This window comes from Vibrio sp. 10N.286.46.A8, from assembly GCF_041470165.1.
Taxonomy (GTDB): Bacteria; Pseudomonadota; Gammaproteobacteria; order Enterobacterales; family Vibrionaceae; genus Vibrio; species Vibrio tasmaniensis_A.
The window spans coordinates 16,196-34,800 of record NZ_JBFRLX010000077.1; the positions used below are offsets into that span (position 1 = coordinate 16,196).

Below are 18,605 nucleotides of genomic sequence, written 5' to 3' on the forward strand. Positions count from 1 at the left end.
AGAGTTAAATAAAGGGTTATAGGAACTAAGAGGCGTTATCTAGATATTCAAGTACCATCTTGCCAGCATCTTGTGGTGAGGTATCCAGTGGCACACTCAATTGACGCTGTAGCTTACCAACGCCTAGCAAGCTCGCTAACATGCCTTTTGCACCATCGCGATTTCTATCAATCTCGAACCACAACTTCAGCTCTGTTTCATCACGATGAGCCACCACTTCCAATTCACGCCAACGGCCATGATAAGGACCCGTCGTCGGCACAAACTCAAACTCTTGTACAAACGGCAGTTCAAAGCCTTTAACCGCTTCACATTCCACTTGACGAATGCGCAGGCCTTGAGCTTCAAGCTCGTTAAAAATACCATCGAGCAGTGGGTCGGGACGAACCGTTAAGGTGTCTTTATCCGATGGGTCAATCGCCATCGCAATATCCAACCCGGTTTCCAGCCATACCTTTGAATCACCAATCGTAACCGGTGTGTTCAGTGGCACATCAAACTCACATTCAAAGTCACGGGTTTCACCCGGCTGAATCACAAAGGCATACGGCAAGCTCCATTTTGCCAGCGAGTACGTCTGGTGCATTCGGCGTTTATGACCGCCCTCTTGTCCTTGCGAGTTCGCGGTAACTTCTTTGACGTAGCGACAGCATAAGTTGAGATCAATGTTATCGATCTCCTGCGGCTGAGCGCCTCCGTAGACATGTACAATAATGCTCGCCTTCTTACCTGGATAAAGCACTTCCTGTTGCAATACAGAATCCACCTTGGCAGATCCAATTCCAAAACTTGCTAACGTTTTCTTTAAGAACGACATATGCACCTCCTTTAAAACATCATCTTAAGCCTGAAAGAGGTTCAAACTCAAATATACTGCTCACACTATTTTAGCTCTAATATCGTTTAATTATCACTCAGGCGTCGATCGATAACTTAGATAGTGATAATCTAACCCTTGATATGCATGCATATCATTATCCTGATTTATTTTTCGGATTGGCGAAAGCCAGACGAGTGACTCTTCAAGTAATTGAGGCGGAGCTCATGATAAATCAGGCCATTAGATTGGCAATGGATATGCCTGACCGTTAGGTAAATTAATGCGCCCAACAGCTGTCAGGTTCTCGCACACCAACCGTAGTGCGATGCGTCGTCGTAGTGGCTTTGTTGCTGCTCCAACGGCTAAGAAATTGGCTCCTACAATGACTCTCGTTGAGAAGGCTGCTTTATTAGCACCGACTGCAACAAAAGTAATTAAAGCCGCTTAACAAAAAGCGCAGTTTTTACTGCGCTTTTTTCTTGCCCGCTCCCATCTTGAAATGTGTTTACACATTGGTATTCCCTACCCGATTTGATACCTTAGCCACAAATCATTATAAAATTTGTGGAGAAATAAAGTATGAAGTGTCACCGCATTGAAGAACTGCTTGAACTGATGGAGCCTGAGTGGCAGAAAGATCAAGAGCTTAACCTATTAGAGTTCATCATTAAGCTATCAAAAGAAGCGGGCTACCAAGGTAAGCTTGAAGAGCTAACTGACGATGTTCTTATCTACCATCTAAAAATGCGTAATAGCGAAAAAGATGAAATGATCCCAGGTCTTAAAAAAGACCAAGAAGATGATTTCAAAACCGCAATTCTAAAAGCGCGTGGCCTTCTTTAGTCGCCTATTTATTTAGGGCTCAATTGCCGTATAGATAAAACACTCAATGTTTAAAAGCGACCACTCGGTCGCTTTTTTGTTTCTGTTCGCTATTTTTTCGTCACAACTGTTATGACTTTTGTTGTTAAAGGTTGATAGCGTTAAAGAAATGAGAACAAGATTGTCGCTATAATCGCCATCCATAAGAATCTTCTAAAATAATAAGAGTGAGTGCGATACCAATAAATGCACCAAGCTCAATTTCTACAGGTTCTCTAAACCATACTTTCAAGTAATGTCGTCATGCTCGAGTTAACCGGGCAAACAAGCCACAAAAAGGATAGTCCATGAGTCAGGATAAAATCGATATCAAAGATGTGACTCCTAAAACCTTTAACCCAAAAACACATAAAGGTAATGGAGATCGATTTAACCCAAGTAACCGAATCTATGTTCGAGAAAGCAAAGGTAAATTCCAACAACTGCGCCGTTATGGCGGTTGGTTCTTACTTTTACTTTTTGCGCTTATCCCATGGATCCCATTTGGTGAGCGACAAGCGATCTTGCTCGATATCGGCAGCCAACAGTTCAACTTCTTTGGTACAACCCTATACCCACAAGATCTAACGCTACTCGCTATCCTCTTCATGATTGCGGCGTTTGGCTTGTTCTTCATAACCACCTTCTTAGGGCGAGTCTGGTGTGGCTACCTGTGTCCACAAACCGTCTGGACCTTCATGTACATCTGGTTCGAAGAGAAACTGGAAGGTGCTGCCAATAAGCGAAGAAAACAAGACTCGGGCAAACTGACGAGCAATTTAATTCTCAGAAAAACTATCAAGCACATCGCGTGGTGGGCTATTGCGATTGCGACGGGCTTAACCTTTGTCGGTTACTTCATCCCAATCAAAGAGCTGGTGGTTGGCTTCTTTACCTTTAACTCGACTTTCTGGCCAGTGTTTTGGGTATTGTTCTTTGCTGGGTGTACTTATGCGAATGCGGGATGGATGCGTTCTATTGTTTGTCTGCACATGTGTCCGTATGCGCGTTTCCAATCGGCAATGTTCGATAAAGATACCTTCATCGTGGGTTACGACACTGAACGAGGTGAAAGCCGCGGCCCTCGCTCTCGTAAAGCCGATCCAAAAGAACTTGGTCTAGGCGACTGTATTGACTGTAATTTATGCGTTCAAGTGTGCCCAACGGGTATCGATATTCGTGACGGTCTGCAATACGAGTGTATTAACTGTGGCGCGTGTATTGATGCTTGTGACAACACCATGGAACGTATGGGTTATGAGAAAGGTCTGATCAACTACACCACCGAACATAGGCTTGAGGGGCACTCAACCAAGGTGATGCGTCCTAAGCTCTTGGGCTATGGCGTAATACTAATCGTTATGTTGGGACTGTTTTTCGCACAAATCGCGAGTGTTGATCCTGCAGGCTTAAGCGTTCTGCGCGATAGAAACCAACTATTTAGAATCAATAGCCAAGGGCTTGTCGAAAATACTTACAACTTGAAAGTCATCAACAAGACTCAGCAAGAGCAAGAGTACAAACTTGATGTCAGCGGGCTGCCGGATTCTATCTGGTACGGCAAACAAACGATTACCGTAGACCCAGGTGAGGTTTTAAACCTTCCTATCAGTTTAGGCGTCGATCCAGAAAAACTGAGCTCACCAGTTTCGACAATTCAGTTTATACTCTCGGATAATGAAGAGTTTACGATGAAAGTCGAAAGCCGCTTTATCAAAAAGCTCTGATACCAGTCACCTTAGTGCTAGGTATAACAACCCAATAAATGGAAAAAGGCTCAGTAATGAGCCTTTTTTATTCTATGACGATGCAAGCCTTTAACTTTGATAACCTGACTCCTGACTTCATGTGGTACGCACTGGAGAGTATTGGAGTCCGTGCTGAATCCGGGCTTCTCGCTCTCAACAGTTACGAAAATCGAGTGTATCAATTCACCGATGAAGACCGTAAACGCTACGTCGTTAAATTTTATCGTCCGCAGCGCTGGAACAAAGCACAGATCCAAGAAGAGCATGACTTCGCACTCGAGCTTATCGAACAAGAGATGCCAGTTGCACCTCCAATGCGAATCAATGGCGCAACCTTACATGAATATCAAGGCTACCTATTTGCATTGTTCGAAAGCGTTGGCGGCAGACAGTATGAAGTCGACAATCTAGATCAACTGGAAGGCGTTGGACGTTTTCTGGGTCGTATTCATAAAGCCAGCGCGGGAAGAACATTCCAACATCGCCCGACCATCAGCTTAGATGAATACCTTTATCAGCCACGTAAGATTCTAGAGAACTCTCAGTTTATCCCGACACACCTAGAAAAAGCGTTCTTCAATGACGTAGACCTTCTGATAAAAGAGCTAGAGAGTCAGTGGCCGAGCAACATTGACAACATCCGCCTGCATGGTGACTGCCACCCTGGCAATATCTTATGGCGTGACGGGCCAATGTTCGTCGACCTTGATGACGCACGTAACGGCCCAGCGATACAAGATTTGTGGATGCTGCTTAACGGCGAGCGTCAAGATAAGCTAATGCAACTGGATATTCTGCTAGAGAGCTATCAAGAATTTTGCGATTTTAATACCGCGCAACTGAAACTAATCGAGCCACTACGCGGTCTACGTATGGTGCATTACATGGCATGGTTGGCGAAACGATGGAACGATCCTGCATTTCCTCTAGCCTTCCCATGGTTTAATGATCCAAAATATTGGGAGCAACAAGTACTTGCTTGTAAAGAGCAAATTGCTACCCTGCAAGAGCCACCACTTTCGTTAATGCCTCAGTGGTAACAGCAATCGCAACACAACTAGATAAAAATTCAAACATAATGGAGATTGGATAAATGAAAAAGCTATTCGCATTTTTCTCATTGATCATGTTGAGCCTTTCAGCTCACGCTGCGAAATTTAACGAAGGTGAACACTACAAAGTTCTCGATCTAGAAGCATCAAAAAAACCAATGGTGACAGAGTTCTTCTCTTTCTACTGCCCACACTGTAATAGCTTTGAACCAATCATCCAACAGCTAAAACAACAGCTACCAAAAGACGCTAAGCTACAGAAGAACCATGTTTCATTCATGGGTGGTAACATGGGCCTGCCAATGAGCAAAGCTTACGCGACCATGATTGCCCTGAAAGTTGAAGATAAAATGGTACCAGTGATGTTTAACCGCATCCACACCATGAACAAGCCACCACGCGATGAAGCAGAATTGCGTCAAATCTTCCTAGACGAAGGCGTTGATGCTAAGAAATTCGATGCGGCATACAACGGCTTTGCAGTCGACTCTATGGTTCGCCGCTTCGACAAAGCATTCAAAGACAGCGGTCTTTCTGGTGTTCCTGCGGTCGTAGTTAACAACCGCTACCTAGTAGACGCTCAAGGTATTAGCTCTCTCGATGAGTACTTCGAGCTCGTTAACTTTCTACTTAAGAAGTAACGTATTGATTAAAGGAAGCTTCGGCTTCCTTTTTTGCACTAGTTCAAAAAGATTCATCAATAAACAATCATCCTGAAAACGTTGTGCTTTACTGATATCAATATCCAGTCCTAAGAACTGGTAGGCAAGGAGCCTTTGAATGAAAATAAAAATAACGCTTTTGGCACTGAGCATTGCAGCCTCTCCTGCTTTTGCCAAGCTTGCAGACGAACAAGGTTTCAGTGGTGAAATCTCTATTAATACAGGGGTTACCTCTTCCACCTCAAACTTTAATACCGATGCTGATAGCACCATTTCGTCAAATACACAGAAAGCCTCATCTGAGAGCTCATTTCTTATCGCCCCTTTAGGCAGTGTCGCTTACACCTTTGGTGAGAAGCTAAATCACCAGGTGTACACAGGTACCGCTCGTGATGATGTGGCAACCGGTACTGTTGTACTGGAGGTTGGCTATAAATACCAACTAGAGTCAGGCATGACCATCGACGCTTCACTTCTGCCGACTATCATGTCTGGTGAGACTTGGGCCGATCCGTACAACACCACTTCAGGTCGCACCAAAACGGATGAAACAGGCAATGCCTTTCGTTTGAAACTAAGTAGCATTGCGGGCTCAGCTTTCTCGTTAGACATGGCCTACGCCACCAAAGATGTAGAAGATGATCGAGTTAGAGAAGAACTACAGCGTGATGCCAATACTTTCTACCTGAAAGGTCAGTACCGTCAGCCAATCAATCGCACCATGATGTTAGTACCATCATTGATTTACCAATCAAGGGATGCCGACGGTAACGCTGAGTCTTACGAACAGTTTGGTGGTGAAGTGAGTCTATTTAGTGGCATAGGCCGCCACCAGTACGCTCTGACAGCGGGCTATAACCAACGCTCTTACGATGCAAGCAACCCTATCTACAGCAAGAAGCGCAGCGACGACAACATCAACCTATTTGCCGCGTATGAATATGATCAATTCATGGACTGGGAAAACTGGTCGTTTGTTTCGCTTGCGGGCTACGGCACCAGCGACTCGAACATTACCTTCTACGATGAATCACAATACATCGTCTCAGTTGGCTTGAACTACAAGTTCTAATCACTGCTTTCTAATAACCATTAGTTCATAACAACGAAAGCCTGCGTAAAAGCAGGCTTTCTTGTTTTTATACCAATCACAGTAAATAAATGACCCGTTGTTTACTACGATTGGCATGACTATACAGCTTGAGCCGAGAGTTGTTTCAAGAGTCGATCCATCGCTCGATAACCAAGTGCCTCTGATAAATGCTTCTTTTCAATCTGCTCATTACCCTCTAGGTCCGCAATGGTTCGCGCTACCTTAATAATGCGATGATAAGCACGAATTGATAAACCTAATCGATGCAGAGCCGTTTCCAGAAATTCTGCATCCTCACGCCTCAATGGGCAGTACTTTTCAATTTCTCGGCTGCCTAACAGCGCATTCGATTTATGGTTCCTAGACAGCATCAACTGGCGCGCTTGTTTAACTCGTTGCTTTACCACTTGAGTCGTTTCACCACGATCGCCACCTTCAGCCAACATCCCTTTGGGCAATAGTGGGATCTCCAATGACATATCGAACCGATCAAGCAGTGGCCCCGATAATCGATTGAGATAGCGCAATATGATCTGAGGATTAGCGCGTGCTTGATTGCCTTCGTAATAACCAGTCGGGCTTGGGTTCAAGGCTCCGACCAACTGAAAGCGTGCAGGAAAACGAGTCTTGCCTGCCACGCGTGAAATAATGATCTCACCTGACTCTAGAGGCTCTCGTAATGAATCGAGCACCTTGCGCTCAAACTCAGGCATCTCATCGAGAAACAATAATCCGTTATGCGCCAAAGAGATCTCTCCGGGGCGAGGTATCGAGCCACCACCGACCAATGCTGCCATCGAACTCGAATGGTGTGGAGAACGGAAAGGTCGTTGTTTCCAGTTGTATTGATTGATTTCTTGTTGCGTTAAAGAAGCCACCGAAGCGGTTTCCATCGCCTCGTCGTCACTCATCTCAGGTAACAAATCGCGCAATCGAGACGCCAACATGGTTTTTCCAGTTCCGGGCGGGCCGAGAAAAAGAAGGTTATGGTTGCCCGCTGCGGCGATCTCCAGTGCTCGCTTACCTTGTTGCTGGCCAATAATATCTTGTAGGTCACGATTATCAGACACATCGACATGATGATGCTCGGTTCGATATAAACCAAGCTGAGCCTGGCCACACATATCAGCGCAAACCTCCAACAAGGTTTGTGCAGATTTATGCGCTCCCTTGCCAACTAAGGCCGCCTGATCACCGTTATGGTGCGGAACCACCAAGCATCGCTCAACACTATCCGCCGCTAATGTTGCTGGTAGCACTCCTTTGACTGAACGCAGCTCTCCCGATAACGCCAACTCACCGATAAATTCATGTTGAACTATTTTTGATGTAGGAAGCTGATCTGACGCCACCAAAATCCCAAGCGCAATTGGCAGATCGAAACGTCCTCCCTCTTTGGGTAAATCTGCAGGTGCAAGGTTGACCGTGATTCTTTTCGATGGAAATTCAAAGCGAGAATTGATGATGGCACTCCTTACTCGATCTTTAGATTCCTTAACCGTCGTTTCAGGTAGACCCACCAGCGTAAAACCGGGCATTCCGTTGCTAATATGCACTTCCACAGTCACTTCTGGTGCCTCTACACCCACACTAGCTCGGCTATGAATTATTGCGAGTCCCATAACTTTCCTTTGTCTTTGATTTAAAAGTATTCGCTCTGGGTATTCGTTGCTCACCAAAGCGATAAGGTTGTTATATAGCTTGGTGGAATGGTGTTTTAATGTGAAAAAAGAATGACATTTTCCTTGTCATGCAGCAGATTTGTGTGATAACACTAGAGATGTAGACATTTACTTAAGACAATAAACGAGAAAACTCGAACTTTATGACATTTAACGCTCGCATTTACGCACTGATTAACCTGATTATCGTAGTCATTATTGAGACTACGCGGGGGCGAGTGGGAAAAAAGTAACCACGAATTAGAAAAAACCCCCGCACTGAAAAGTCCGGGGGTTTTTTCTAATTTAGACATTCGATTTTATATTTTGAAACATTTTCGGCTTTGCCGATTTACAGGAAGAATGGGAGCACAAGATGTGCAGAGACAATGGAAACAATTACCAAAACAAAGGTAATACGGAGGAATTACGATGAAAGGCGCAGAACTGGTCGTATCCGCACTCAAGCAACAAGGCATTGAGACCGTATTTGGTTACCCTGGCGGTGCCATCATGCCAATCTACGATGCACTCTATGACGGCGGGGTTGAACACATCCTATGTCGCCATGAGCAAGGCGCTGCAATGGCCGCTATCGGTATGGCTCGAGCAACGCAAGACGTCGCTGTTTGTATGGCAACCTCAGGCCCGGGGGCAACTAACCTAGTCACAGGTCTTGCTGATGCTTTTATGGATTCCATCCCACTCGTAGCGATCACTGGTCAAGTTGCGAGCTCCCACATTGGTACCGATGCATTCCAAGAAATGGATGTGATTGGAATGTCTCTGTCATGTACTAAACACAGCTACCTTGTTACCGATATTGAAGATCTTGCGCCGACATTGGCTGAAGCATTTATCGTTGCAAAAGCAGGACGTCCCGGTCCGGTTATTGTCGATATAGCTAAAGACGTTCAATTAGCAGAGTCCCCTGTAAAAATTCTTCCTGAATTTACACCACCAGCTATTCCTGTTGTGACAACGGATGCCATTGAGCAAGCTCAGTACTTCTTGTCTCAAGCGACTCGTCCTGTTTTATACGTAGGTGGTGGCGTTCAACTGGCGAAAGCAACCGATGCAGTTCGTGAGTTTTTACGTCTAAATCCAATGCCTGCAGTAAGCACACTAAAAGGCTTAGGCACCATTGAACGTGACGACCCACACTACTTGGGTATGCTGGGTATGCACGGCACCAAAGCCGCTAACCTGGTGGTTCAAGAAAGTGATCTGTTAATTGTTGTTGGCGCTCGTTTTGATGACCGAGTTACCGGTAAGCTCGACACCTTTGCACCGCACGCTAAAGTTATCCATATTGATATCGATGCGGCAGAGTTCTGTAAACTGCGCCTTGCTGATGCGCCAATTCGTGGTGACATCAACAAGATCATGCCTCAACTGGAGCTAAGCCAAGACATCTCTTCTTGGGTTCATCACTCCGAAGGCCTTCGTAGCTCATTCAAATGGCGTTACGACCACCCTGGCGACCTTATCTTCGCACCTCTGTTGTTGAAACAACTGTCAGACATGATGCCTGCGAGTTCCATGGTTTCGACCGATGTTGGCCAACATCAGATGTGGGCAGCTCAACACATTCAGCCACGCGATCCACAAAACTTCATCACTTCAGCGGGCTTAGGCACTATGGGTTTTGGCCTACCTGCAGCCATGGGTGCATCGGTTGGTCGTCCTGATGACCAATCTATACTTATCTCTGGTGACGGCTCGTTCATGATGAACATTCAAGAGCTTGGCACACTGAAGCGTCGCCAAATCCCAGTGAAAATGGTGCTGCTTAACAACTCGCGCTTAGGCATGGTTCGCCAGTGGCAATCGCTATTTTTCGATGGCCGCCACAGTGAAACCATCCTAGATGACAACCCAGACTTCGTCATGCTAGCGAAAGCATTTGATATCCCGGGCAAAACCATCACGCGTAAAGAAGAAGTAGAGCCTGCACTAAAAGAGATGCTAGAGAGCAAAACCGCTTACCTACTTCATGTTCTTATCGATGAAGAAGAGAACGTATGGCCACTAGTACCGCCAGGTGCTTCAAACAGTGAGATGTTGGAGAACACATAACATGAAAAGATACCTATTAGACATCAAAGCCGATGATAAGCCTGTACTACTAGAGCGTGTTCTTCGTGTTATCCGCCACCGTGGCTTTATTGTTAAGCAAGTAGCTGGCACTCAAAACCACGAAAGCAAAGTGGCGAGTGTTGAGATCATTGTCGACAGTGAGCGTCCGATCTCTTTCTTGGTAAACCAAATCGAAAAACTGTGGGATGTGCGTTCCGTTGACGTTATCTCGATCAGCCGTAATGAATTGCCAAACAACAACTTACAACAAAAGATAAACGCATAAGGAACCGCTAACATGACAGCTAAAACAGCAGACTATATTTGGTTTAACGGTGAAATGGTTCCTTGGGCAGAGGCAAACGTTCACGTCCTGACTCACGCAATGCACTACGGTACTTCGGTGTTTGAAGGTGTTCGTTGTTACAACACGCCAAAAGGGCCGGTAATCTTCCGTCACCCAGAGCATGCAAGACGCCTAAAAGACTCAGCGAAAATCTACCGCTTCCCTATTCCTTTTACTGAGGAAGAAATTATGGAAGCGACTCGCGAAACGCTACGTCAAAATAAGCTACAGTCTGCGTACATACGCCCACTGGGCTTTGTCGGTAATGTTGGTTTGGGTGTGTGTCCGCCAGAAAATACTGAGATGGATCTGATCATCGCTGCGTTCCCTTGGGGTTCTTACCTAGGTGAAGAAGCGCTAGAGAATGGTGTAGATGCGATGATTTCAAGCTGGAATCGTGCCGCTCCCAATACTATCCCTACCGCTGCGAAAGCTGGTGGTAACTACCTATCTTCATTACTGGTTGGTGGTGAAGCTCGTCGTCATGGTTACGATGAAGGTATCGCACTGAGCGTCGATGGTTACCTTTCAGAAGGTGCTGGCGAGAACATCTTTGTGATTCGTAATGGTGTGTTATCAACGCCACCAGCAACCAGCGCGATTCTACCGGGCATCACCCGTGATTCAATCATGACACTAGCAAAAGACATGGGTTACGAAATCCGTGAAGAAAACATTGCTCGTGAAGCGCTATACCTTGCCGATGAAGTATTCATGACAGGCACAGCTGCAGAGATCGTTCCGGTTCGCAGTGTAGACAAAATTACAGTAGGTGAAGGCAAACGCGGTCCTATCACTGAAAAAGTTCAAGCAGCTTACTTTGGTTTATTCAATGGAACCACTGAAGATAAATGGGGCTGGTTAGACTACGTTTATCCAGCGGACCATGCGTCAGAAAGCCAAACACAAACAAATAAGTAAGCAACAGCCAAATATTTTATAAGGATTTAAACAATGCCAATCTATCGTTCAGCAACGACAACCCACGGACGTAACATGGCTGGTGCGCGCGCTTTATGGCGTGCAACTGGCGTTAAAGATGATGACTTCGGTAAGCCGATCATCGCGGTTGTAAACTCTTTCACTCAATTTGTTCCAGGCCACGTTCACCTTAAAGATATGGGTCAGCTGGTTGCGGGTGAAATCGAGAAAGCGGGTGGTATCGCAAAAGAATTCAACACAATCGCGGTCGATGATGGTATCGCAATGGGTCACGGCGGCATGCTGTACTCACTGCCATCACGTGAGCTTATCGCAGACTCAGTAGAATACATGGTCAATGCACACTGTGCGGATGCAATGGTGTGTATCTCTAACTGTGACAAAATCACTCCAGGAATGATGATGGCAGCAATGCGCCTTAACATCCCTGTGATCTTTGTATCAGGCGGTCCAATGGAAGCAGGTAAAACCAAGCTTTCAGATCAGATCATCAAGCTCGACCTTGTTGATGCGATGATTCAAGGCGCCGATCCAACGATTTCAGACGAGCAAAGTGAGCAAGTAGAACGTTCTGCATGTCCAACCTGTGGTTCATGTTCAGGTATGTTCACAGCAAACTCAATGAACTGTCTAACAGAAGCACTTGGCCTATCTCAGCCGGGTAACGGTTCAATGCTGGCGACGCACGCAGACCGTGAAGAGCTATTCATCAACGCGGGTAAACGCATCGTTGATCTAACCAAGCGTTACTACGATCAAGATGACGAGTCAGCACTGCCTCGCAACATCGCAAATCGCGCAGCCTTTGATAATGCTATGGCGCTTGATATCGCAATGGGTGGCTCAAGTAACACAGTACTTCACCTTTTAGCAGCCGCTCAAGAAGGTGACATTGATTTTGATATGGATGATATCGATGAGATGTCTCGTCGCGTTCCGCACCTTTGTAAGGTTGCTCCTTCAACACCGAAATACCACATGGAAGACGTTCACCGTGCTGGTGGCGTAATGGCTATCCTAGGCGAGCTTGATCGTGCTGGCCTACTGAATAATCAAACTCGCACCGTACTTGGCCTAAGCATGCAAGAGCAGCTCGCTCAATACGACATCATGCAAACAGAAGACGAAGCCGTGCTTAAGTTCTTCCGTGCAGGTCCTGCGGGCATCCGTACCACCAAAGCTTTCTCACAAGATTGCCGTTGGGATCGTCTAGATGACGACCGCAAAGAAGGTTGTATTCGTACCAAAGAAAACGCATTCAGCCAAGAAGGTGGCCTAGCGGTACTTTCAGGTAACATCGCCGTTGATGGTTGTATCGTTAAGACCGCGGGTGTTGATGAAGAAAACCTTAAATTCCAAGGCCCTGCAATCGTATTCGAAAGCCAAGATACGGCAGTAGAAGGCATCTTAGCGGGTAAAGTAAAAGCAGGCGAAGTGGTTGTCATTCGTTACGAAGGTCCTAAAGGCGGCCCGGGTATGCAAGAAATGCTCTACCCAACGACTTACCTAAAATCGATGGGTCTAGGCAAGTCTTGTGCTCTTCTAACCGATGGTCGTTTCTCTGGTGGTACATCAGGTCTTTCTATCGGTCACGCTTCTCCAGAAGCAGCAAGCGGCGGCGTAATTGGTCTAGTGAACACAGGCGATATCATCACTATCGATATCCCTAACCGCTCAATCACGCTTGATGTGGCTGAAGATGAACTAGCAGCACGTCGTGAAAAACAAGATGCATTAGGCTGGAAACCAGAAAACCGTCAACGTGAAGTGTCTTTCGCACTGAAAGCTTATGCAAGCATGGCGACCAGTGCCGACAAAGGCGCTGTACGTGATAAGTCTAAACTTGAGGGCTAACTATGAGTGATGACACCTCCAGCCCCCAAAAACAAACTGGCGCAGATTATCTGCGTCAGATCCTGAGAGCGCCGGTTTACGAAGCGGCAATCGTGACACCTCTGCAGGATATGCCACGTTTAAGCGCGCGCATTGGTAATCAGGTTCAGCTTAAACGAGAAGACCGTCAGCCGGTGCACTCGTTCAAGCTACGTGGTGCCTACAACATGGTATCAAGCCTTTCTGAACAACAGAAAGCCGCAGGTGTGATTGCTGCATCGGCAGGTAACCATGCTCAAGGTATGGCGCTGTCCGGTTCTAAGCTTGGTATTCAGACCACGATTGTGATGCCAAAAACGACGCCGGATATCAAGGTTGATGCGGTACGCGGATTTGGTGGTAACGTGGTTCTGCACGGCAGTAATTTCGATGAAGCAAAAGCGGAAGCGGAACGCCTATCGGCTGAACATGGCTTCACCTTTGTACCTCCTTTCGATCACCCACTGGTGATTGCAGGGCAAGGTACTATGGGCATGGAGATGCTGCAGCAAAACGGTCACATGGATTATATCTTTGTGCCGGTTGGTGGTGGTGGCTTAGCCGCTGGTGTTGCAGTGCTTATCAAACAACTGATGCCAGAGATTAAAGTGATTGCGGTAGAGCCTGAAGACTCAGCTTGCTTGAAAGCAGCACTGGATGCGGGTGAACCAGTGGTACTGGATCAAGTCAGCATGTTTGCTGATGGTGTTGCGGTTAAACGCATTGGTGAAGAAACCTTCCGTCTTTGCCAACAGTACATTGATGGTCATATTACAGTCTCTAGCGATGAAATCTGCTCTGCGGTAAAGGACATATTTGAAGACACCCGTGCAATTGCTGAGCCTTCAGGAGCGCTTGCTCTGGCAGGCCTTAAGAAGTTTGCAGAACAAAACCAACTGCAAAATAAGCAACTAGCAACGGTACTTTCTGGTGCGAACACCAACTTCCACGGTCTGCGTTATGTCTCTGAGCGTTGTGAATTGGGTGAGAAGCGAGAAGGTCTACTTGCGGTGACTATTCCAGAACGACAAGGTGCGTTCCTAGAGTTCTGTAACATTATTGGTGGTCGAGCGGTGACTGAGTTTAACTACCGCCACAACGACGAAAGCCTCGCGAATATCTTCGTTGGTGTACGTCTACAAGGTGGACAAGAAGAACTCGAACACATCATCAATGACTTACGTGAGGGTGACTACGCGGTTGTCGACTTGTCTGATGACGAGATGGCAAAACTTCATATTCGTTACATGATTGGCGGCAAACCATCGAAACCATTGAAAGAGCGTCTGTACAGCTTTGAGTTCCCTGAATACCCAGGAGCATTGATTAAATTCCTTGATACCTTAGGGACTCACTGGAATATCAGCTTGTTCAACTATCGTAACCATGGTGCTGACTACGGTCGTGTGCTGTGTGGTTTTGAGCTGGGTGATGACGATTTGGCTCAGTTCTCTACGCATTTAGAAGAACTCGGCTACCAATGCAAAGATGAAACCGATAACCCTTCCTACAAGTTCTTCTTGTCTTAAGAGTTAACGACCGAATCAAAAAGAGCGAGTATTTACTCGCTCTTTTTATGGGCGAGACTAAAACCTAACCCGAATGATCTTCAACGGATCACATCATTAGATCGCTTTGCGATGATCCAACCAATCTTGGTGAAGCTGTTCACTCGATCCTAAATACTTAACCATCCACTCGATCAACTTATGGTTGTCGTCTTTACGCCACACTAAGCAGCAATGACTCTGCGGGCTTGGCTCAGGTAATATTTTTTCTACCAGCAAACCTTGCTCAATAATAGGTGCGGCGATATGCCTTGGCATGTAACCCACCCCTACACCATTTTTAAGGCATTCTATTGCGCTGTACCAATTAGGCAATAGTAGACGTCTCTGACTTGCATAATGGCCAGTGTGACGCTTAGGCAGCACGCTGGAGGTATCATCCAAACATATTGCTGGGTATTGACTGACAAAGGCTTCATTAAGGTTTTGCTCTCGCACACACGGGTGACTGGGTGACATCACAAATGCCCAATCTAACCGCCCCATATCCTTAACTTCAAAGTCACCACCAACCGGAATCGCCGAGGTTGCACCAATCACGACATCCGCCCTGCCCTGTGCAATGGCTTCCCAAGAGCCGTTAAACACTTCCATGTTAATCTGCAGCTCAGCGAACTCAAAGGTTTGATAAAACTCTTCAATCATAGGCTTCATCTTGTCGAGCTTAACCACGTTATCAAGCGTTAGGCGCAAGGTTTTCTTCCAACCACGCGCTGCTCGGCGAGTCTGGGCACTGAGTTCTTCCATCTGTCTCAGCAGTTGACGAGCCTCTTCAATAAACAGCTCTCCTGCAGGTGTCAGCTCTACTTTTCTTGGTAAGCGTCTGAAAAGTAGAACATCAAGCTCTTGCTCTACCTGCCTAACCCCATAGCTGATCGCTGAGGGCACTTTGTGCAACTGTTCAGCAGCTGCGGTAAAACTACCCAAGCGCGCCACAGTGTCGAGCATTTCTAACGAGGATTTAGAGAACATAAGCCTTCAAATTTTTTGATTGATAACCACATATTTTAGCGTTTTATTTTATCAGGTCTGAAAAATAGAATGTCAGCATAAATAAACAGGGGCTTTCACTTCTGTATATCAAACAATTTTTTTGATGATAAAAACATCATTACCTTTAGTTTAATGGCATCTTATGAATATTTCTAAATTTCAATTAGTCTACCTTGCAGTTCTTTCAATGCTTGGCTTTATTGCGACTGATATGTACCTTCCTGCATTTAAGGCAATGGAAGTTGATTTCGCAACTGGCCCAGAGCAAATTGCTCTGTCTCTAACTGTATTCCTTGGTGGTATGGCACTAGGTCAGCTTCTTTGGGGTCTCGCAAGTGACAAGTATGGTCACCGCAACACGCTGGCAGTCGGTCTAGTAATATTCACCGCAGCTTCATTTGGCTTAGCATTCAGTACCGAAGTATGGCATCTACTGACACTGCGCTTCATTCAAGCGATCGGTGTATGTGCGCCTGCGGTAATTTGGCAAGCCATGGTTATCAAGCGTTACTCTCAGAGCAGTAGCCAGCAAATTTTTGCTACTATCATGCCTCTAGTAGCGCTATCTCCAGCACTAGCACCTCAACTGGGTGTGTTGCTAGCAGACAGCTTTGGCTGGCACAGTATCTTCATTACATTGACTTTGATGGGCGCACTACTAATTGCAACAACAATGGCTCAACCAAAAGAAGCGCCTGAAGTAAAACAGACATCGATTAAGACAGACATCAAGATGTTGATAAAATCAAAACCTTACATGGGTAATGTTTTAATGTTTGCTTCGGCATCTGCAGCGTTCTTCGCTTACCTAACGGGTATGCCAGAGATAATGGCTCAGCTAGGTTATGAAGCAAAAGACATCGGTTTGAGCTTTATCCCACAGACAATCGCGTTCATGGCGGGTGGTTATTTCGGTAAGCAAGCGGTGAAGAAATATGGCGATGGCGTTGTACTAAGAAATCTTATCGGTTTGTTCAGCGTTGCAGCGATGCTTATCTTCATTGCGTCACAGTGGGAGCTGACGTCAATCTGGCCTCTGCTTGCGCCTTTCTGTTTGATTGCTGTAGCAAACGGTGCACTTTACCCAATAGTAGTAAACCGTGCTCTATCAAGTGCTAAGCAAAGCCCAGCAACAGCTGCTGGCCTACAAAACAGCCTGCAAATCAGTATCAGTGGCCTATCAAGTGCATTGGTCGCGGCAATGGCTAGCCAAGCACTAAGCGCAACGGGTATCGCGGTTGTGATTTGTTTGGGTGCATTGTGGGTTGGCTATATTGTTTCGAACAAAGAGCTTTCTGAACACTTCGCGACACCAGACAACTCTCGAGTGGTCGCTGACGAGAAACAAGACTAGTTTCTAGATTAAAGAAAACAAAAAAGAGCGAGATTAATCGCTCTTTTTTTTATATCTAGATATCTAAGAAAAACCAGTAGCAGTGCTATTAGCTCTATCGCAGTCATCTGCTTTATAGTTGAGGCTACTTTTTCTTAGTCGGACGCTGCCAGTTGGCAATTTTACGTTCTTTCGCACGACTAATAACAAGCTCGTTCTCAGCAACATCACGAGTCACCGTTGAGCCCGCACCAACGGTAGCGCCATTACCAATAGTAACTGGAGCAATTAATTGGCTGTCTGAGCCAACAAATACGTCATCGCCAATGATGGTCTTAAACTTGTTCGCGCCATCGTAGTTACAAGTGATAGCACCCGCACCCACATTTACACGTTGACCGATCTCAGCATCACCTAGGTAAGTAAGGTGATTAGCTTTAGAACCCTCACCAAGACGAGTGTTCTTCACTTCAACAAAGTTACCTACATGCGAATTGTTACGCATGTCAGCTCCTGGACGTAAGCGAGTGAAAGGACCAACCGTACAGTCTTCACCAATTGTCGCACCTTCGATTACGCTGTATGGGCGAACGATAGTGTTGTCATCAATCTCACAGTCTTTAAGTACACAACCAGTGCCGATAACCACGTTATCACCAATGCTTACGCTGCCTTCAATGATTACGTTGGTATCAATCTCAACATCCATACCACATTGAAGCTCACCACGTAGGTCAAAGCGGCTTGGGTCACGTAACATTACGCCTTGCTTTAATAACTTGTCTGCTTGTTCAGCTTGGTAAGCGCGCTCTAGACGAGCCAGTTGAGAGCGGTCGTTCACGCCTTCAACTTCAATTGGGCTTACTGGATGTACAGCCTCAACCGCACGCCCTTCATCATGAGCCGCTGCAATAACGTCAGTCAGGTAGTATTCACCTTGTGCGTTATCGTTGCTTAAGCCAGACAACCAACGTTTCAGATCGCCACCAGTAGCAACCATAACGCCAGTATTAATCTCTTTGATAAGCTTCTGCTCATCGGTTGCATCTTTTTGCTCAACGATAGCGACAACCGGGCCATTGCGACGAATGATACGACCGTAGCCCATCGGGTTGTCTAACACGACCGTTAGTAGTGCGATACCACCGTTTGGTTGAGCGTCTAATAGGTTTTCAATGGTTTCAGGAGAGATTAGTGGAACATCACCGTATAGCACCAATACTTTTTCATCATCAGCGAAATGTGCAGATGCTTGATCTACAGCGTGACCAGTACCTAGCTGCTCAGCTTGCAGTGCCCAATTTACAGACTCTTCAGCTAGAGTAGCCTTCATCTGATCACCACCGTGGCCGTAAACCAGGTTGATATTTTGAGCGCCTAAACCATTACATGTATCGATAACATGCTTCACCATTGGCTTACCCGCTAGCGTGTGCAGAACCTTTGGTGTGTTTGAATACATGCGAGTGCCTTTGCCCGCCGCGAGAATCACTGCGCTAAACTTCATTGTAAACCTATCCAACAGTATTTTTATTAAGCCGATATTGTAACCGTTTTTGGCAAAAAAATTAAATC

General features: G+C 46.1%; 16 protein-coding genes. 12 read left to right on the plus strand and 4 right to left on the minus strand.

The features are described from left to right. Nucleotides 1-25: 25 nt before the first annotated feature. On the minus strand, nt 26-817 hold the full coding sequence (locus AB4232_RS09265; protein WP_009848102.1) for a sporulation protein: 792 nt from the start codon (nt 815-817) through the stop codon (nt 26-28). 283 nt (nt 818-1,100) lie between these two features. On the opposite strand from AB4232_RS09265, the gene AB4232_RS09270 reads away from it, so the two are divergent. From AB4232_RS09270 to AB4232_RS09295, 6 genes are all read left to right on the plus strand, one after another. Further along, nucleotides 1,101-1,268: a hypothetical protein gene (locus tag AB4232_RS09270; RefSeq protein WP_009848103.1), complete on the plus strand. Its 168-nt coding sequence runs from the start codon at nt 1,101-1,103 to the stop codon at nt 1,266-1,268. A 131-nt stretch (nt 1,269-1,399) separates the two neighbouring features. Next, nucleotides 1,400-1,663, plus strand: coding sequence for a YihD family protein (locus AB4232_RS09275; RefSeq protein WP_009848104.1), 264 nt, complete (start codon nt 1,400-1,402; stop codon nt 1,661-1,663). Nucleotides 1,664-1,989: 326 nt separating this feature from the next. Continuing rightward, on the plus strand, nt 1,990-3,408 hold the full coding sequence (ccoG, locus tag AB4232_RS09280) for a cytochrome c oxidase accessory protein CcoG (RefSeq protein WP_017098109.1): 1,419 nt from the start codon (nt 1,990-1,992) through the stop codon (nt 3,406-3,408). 74 nt (nt 3,409-3,482) lie between these two features. Next, a complete protein-coding gene (locus AB4232_RS09285) occupies nt 3,483-4,469 on the plus strand; it encodes a serine/threonine protein kinase (RefSeq protein ID WP_029223962.1) in 987 nt (328 codons plus the stop codon). Between the two features lie 53 nt (nt 4,470-4,522). Next, nucleotides 4,523-5,122: a thiol:disulfide interchange protein DsbA/DsbL gene (locus AB4232_RS09290; protein ID WP_012605095.1), complete on the plus strand. Its 600-nt coding sequence runs from the start codon at nt 4,523-4,525 to the stop codon at nt 5,120-5,122. A gap of 139 nt (nt 5,123-5,261) precedes the next feature. After that, complete coding sequence (locus AB4232_RS09295; RefSeq protein WP_372086980.1) at nt 5,262-6,215, plus strand: DUF2860 domain-containing protein; 954 nt, start codon at nt 5,262-5,264, stop codon at nt 6,213-6,215. Nucleotides 6,216-6,334: 119 nt separating this feature from the next. On the opposite strand, the gene AB4232_RS09300 is transcribed toward AB4232_RS09295, so the two are convergent. Then, a complete protein-coding gene (locus AB4232_RS09300) occupies nt 6,335-7,858 on the minus strand; it encodes a YifB family Mg chelatase-like AAA ATPase (RefSeq protein WP_009848110.1) in 1,524 nt (507 codons plus the stop codon). A 471-nt stretch (nt 7,859-8,329) separates the two neighbouring features. Between AB4232_RS09300 and ilvG the strand changes: the two genes are divergently transcribed. From ilvG to ilvA, 5 genes are read left to right on the plus strand one after another with little or no spacing between them, the layout of a single operon-like run. Continuing rightward, nucleotides 8,330-9,976: an acetolactate synthase 2 catalytic subunit gene (gene ilvG, locus AB4232_RS09305; protein WP_372086981.1), complete on the plus strand. Its 1,647-nt coding sequence runs from the start codon at nt 8,330-8,332 to the stop codon at nt 9,974-9,976. Between the two features lies 1 nt (nt 9,977). Then, complete coding sequence (gene ilvM, locus AB4232_RS09310) at nt 9,978-10,262, plus strand: acetolactate synthase 2 small subunit (protein WP_372086982.1); 285 nt, start codon at nt 9,978-9,980, stop codon at nt 10,260-10,262. A gap of 12 nt (nt 10,263-10,274) precedes the next feature. After that, complete coding sequence (locus tag AB4232_RS09315) at nt 10,275-11,243, plus strand: branched-chain amino acid transaminase (protein ID WP_004735750.1); 969 nt, start codon at nt 10,275-10,277, stop codon at nt 11,241-11,243. 33 nt (nt 11,244-11,276) lie between these two features. After that, nucleotides 11,277-13,118: a dihydroxy-acid dehydratase gene (ilvD, locus tag AB4232_RS09320; RefSeq protein WP_372086983.1), complete on the plus strand. Its 1,842-nt coding sequence runs from the start codon at nt 11,277-11,279 to the stop codon at nt 13,116-13,118. 2 nt (nt 13,119-13,120) lie between these two features. Next, nucleotides 13,121-14,665: a threonine ammonia-lyase, biosynthetic gene (gene ilvA, locus AB4232_RS09325; protein ID WP_009848115.1), complete on the plus strand. Its 1,545-nt coding sequence runs from the start codon at nt 13,121-13,123 to the stop codon at nt 14,663-14,665. A 96-nt stretch (nt 14,666-14,761) separates the two neighbouring features. Here ilvA and punR read toward each other — a convergent pair whose 3' ends face one another. Next, on the minus strand, nt 14,762-15,676 hold the full coding sequence (gene punR, locus AB4232_RS09330) for a DNA-binding transcriptional activator PunR (RefSeq protein ID WP_012605101.1): 915 nt from the start codon (nt 15,674-15,676) through the stop codon (nt 14,762-14,764). A gap of 163 nt (nt 15,677-15,839) precedes the next feature. On the opposite strand from punR, the gene punC reads away from it, so the two are divergent. Next, the gene (punC, locus tag AB4232_RS09335; protein WP_017099678.1) at nt 15,840-17,051 is read left to right on the plus strand and encodes a purine nucleoside transporter PunC; all 1,212 of its coding nucleotides are present in this window, start codon (nt 15,840-15,842) and stop codon (nt 17,049-17,051) included. Between the two features lie 124 nt (nt 17,052-17,175). On the opposite strand, the gene glmU is transcribed toward punC, so the two are convergent. Continuing rightward, nucleotides 17,176-18,537 carry a bifunctional UDP-N-acetylglucosamine diphosphorylase/glucosamine-1-phosphate N-acetyltransferase GlmU gene (gene glmU / locus AB4232_RS09340; RefSeq protein ID WP_029223764.1) on the minus strand — a complete coding sequence of 454 codons (1,362 nt, stop codon included), beginning with the start codon at nt 18,535-18,537 and terminating at the stop codon, nt 17,176-17,178. Nucleotides 18,538-18,605: the final 68 nt, after the last annotated feature.

Bases quoted from the DNA above. Each gene is read 5' to 3' on its own strand.
- AB4232_RS09265 (WP_009848102.1), bottom strand. From the start codon at position 817: ATGTCGTTCTTAAAGAAAACGTTAGCAAGTTTTGGAATTGGATCTGCC.
- AB4232_RS09270 (WP_009848103.1), top strand. From the start codon at position 1,101: ATGCGCCCAACAGCTGTCAGGTTCTCGCACACCAACCGTAGTGCGATG.
- AB4232_RS09275 (WP_009848104.1), top strand. From the start codon at position 1,400: ATGAAGTGTCACCGCATTGAAGAACTGCTTGAACTGATGGAGCCTGAG.
- ccoG (WP_017098109.1), top strand. From the start codon at position 1,990: ATGAGTCAGGATAAAATCGATATCAAAGATGTGACTCCTAAAACCTTT.
- AB4232_RS09285 (WP_029223962.1), top strand. From the start codon at position 3,483: ATGACGATGCAAGCCTTTAACTTTGATAACCTGACTCCTGACTTCATG.
- AB4232_RS09290 (WP_012605095.1), top strand. From the start codon at position 4,523: ATGAAAAAGCTATTCGCATTTTTCTCATTGATCATGTTGAGCCTTTCA.
- AB4232_RS09295 (WP_372086980.1), top strand. From the start codon at position 5,262: ATGAAAATAAAAATAACGCTTTTGGCACTGAGCATTGCAGCCTCTCCT.
- AB4232_RS09300 (WP_009848110.1), bottom strand. From the start codon at position 7,858: ATGGGACTCGCAATAATTCATAGCCGAGCTAGTGTGGGTGTAGAGGCA.
- ilvG (WP_372086981.1), top strand. From the start codon at position 8,330: ATGAAAGGCGCAGAACTGGTCGTATCCGCACTCAAGCAACAAGGCATT.
- ilvM (WP_372086982.1), top strand. From the start codon at position 9,978: ATGAAAAGATACCTATTAGACATCAAAGCCGATGATAAGCCTGTACTA.
- AB4232_RS09315 (WP_004735750.1), top strand. From the start codon at position 10,275: ATGACAGCTAAAACAGCAGACTATATTTGGTTTAACGGTGAAATGGTT.
- ilvD (WP_372086983.1), top strand. From the start codon at position 11,277: ATGCCAATCTATCGTTCAGCAACGACAACCCACGGACGTAACATGGCT.
- ilvA (WP_009848115.1), top strand. From the start codon at position 13,121: ATGAGTGATGACACCTCCAGCCCCCAAAAACAAACTGGCGCAGATTAT.
- punR (WP_012605101.1), bottom strand. From the start codon at position 15,676: ATGTTCTCTAAATCCTCGTTAGAAATGCTCGACACTGTGGCGCGCTTG.
- punC (WP_017099678.1), top strand. From the start codon at position 15,840: ATGAATATTTCTAAATTTCAATTAGTCTACCTTGCAGTTCTTTCAATG.
- glmU (WP_029223764.1), bottom strand. From the start codon at position 18,537: ATGAAGTTTAGCGCAGTGATTCTCGCGGCGGGCAAAGGCACTCGCATG.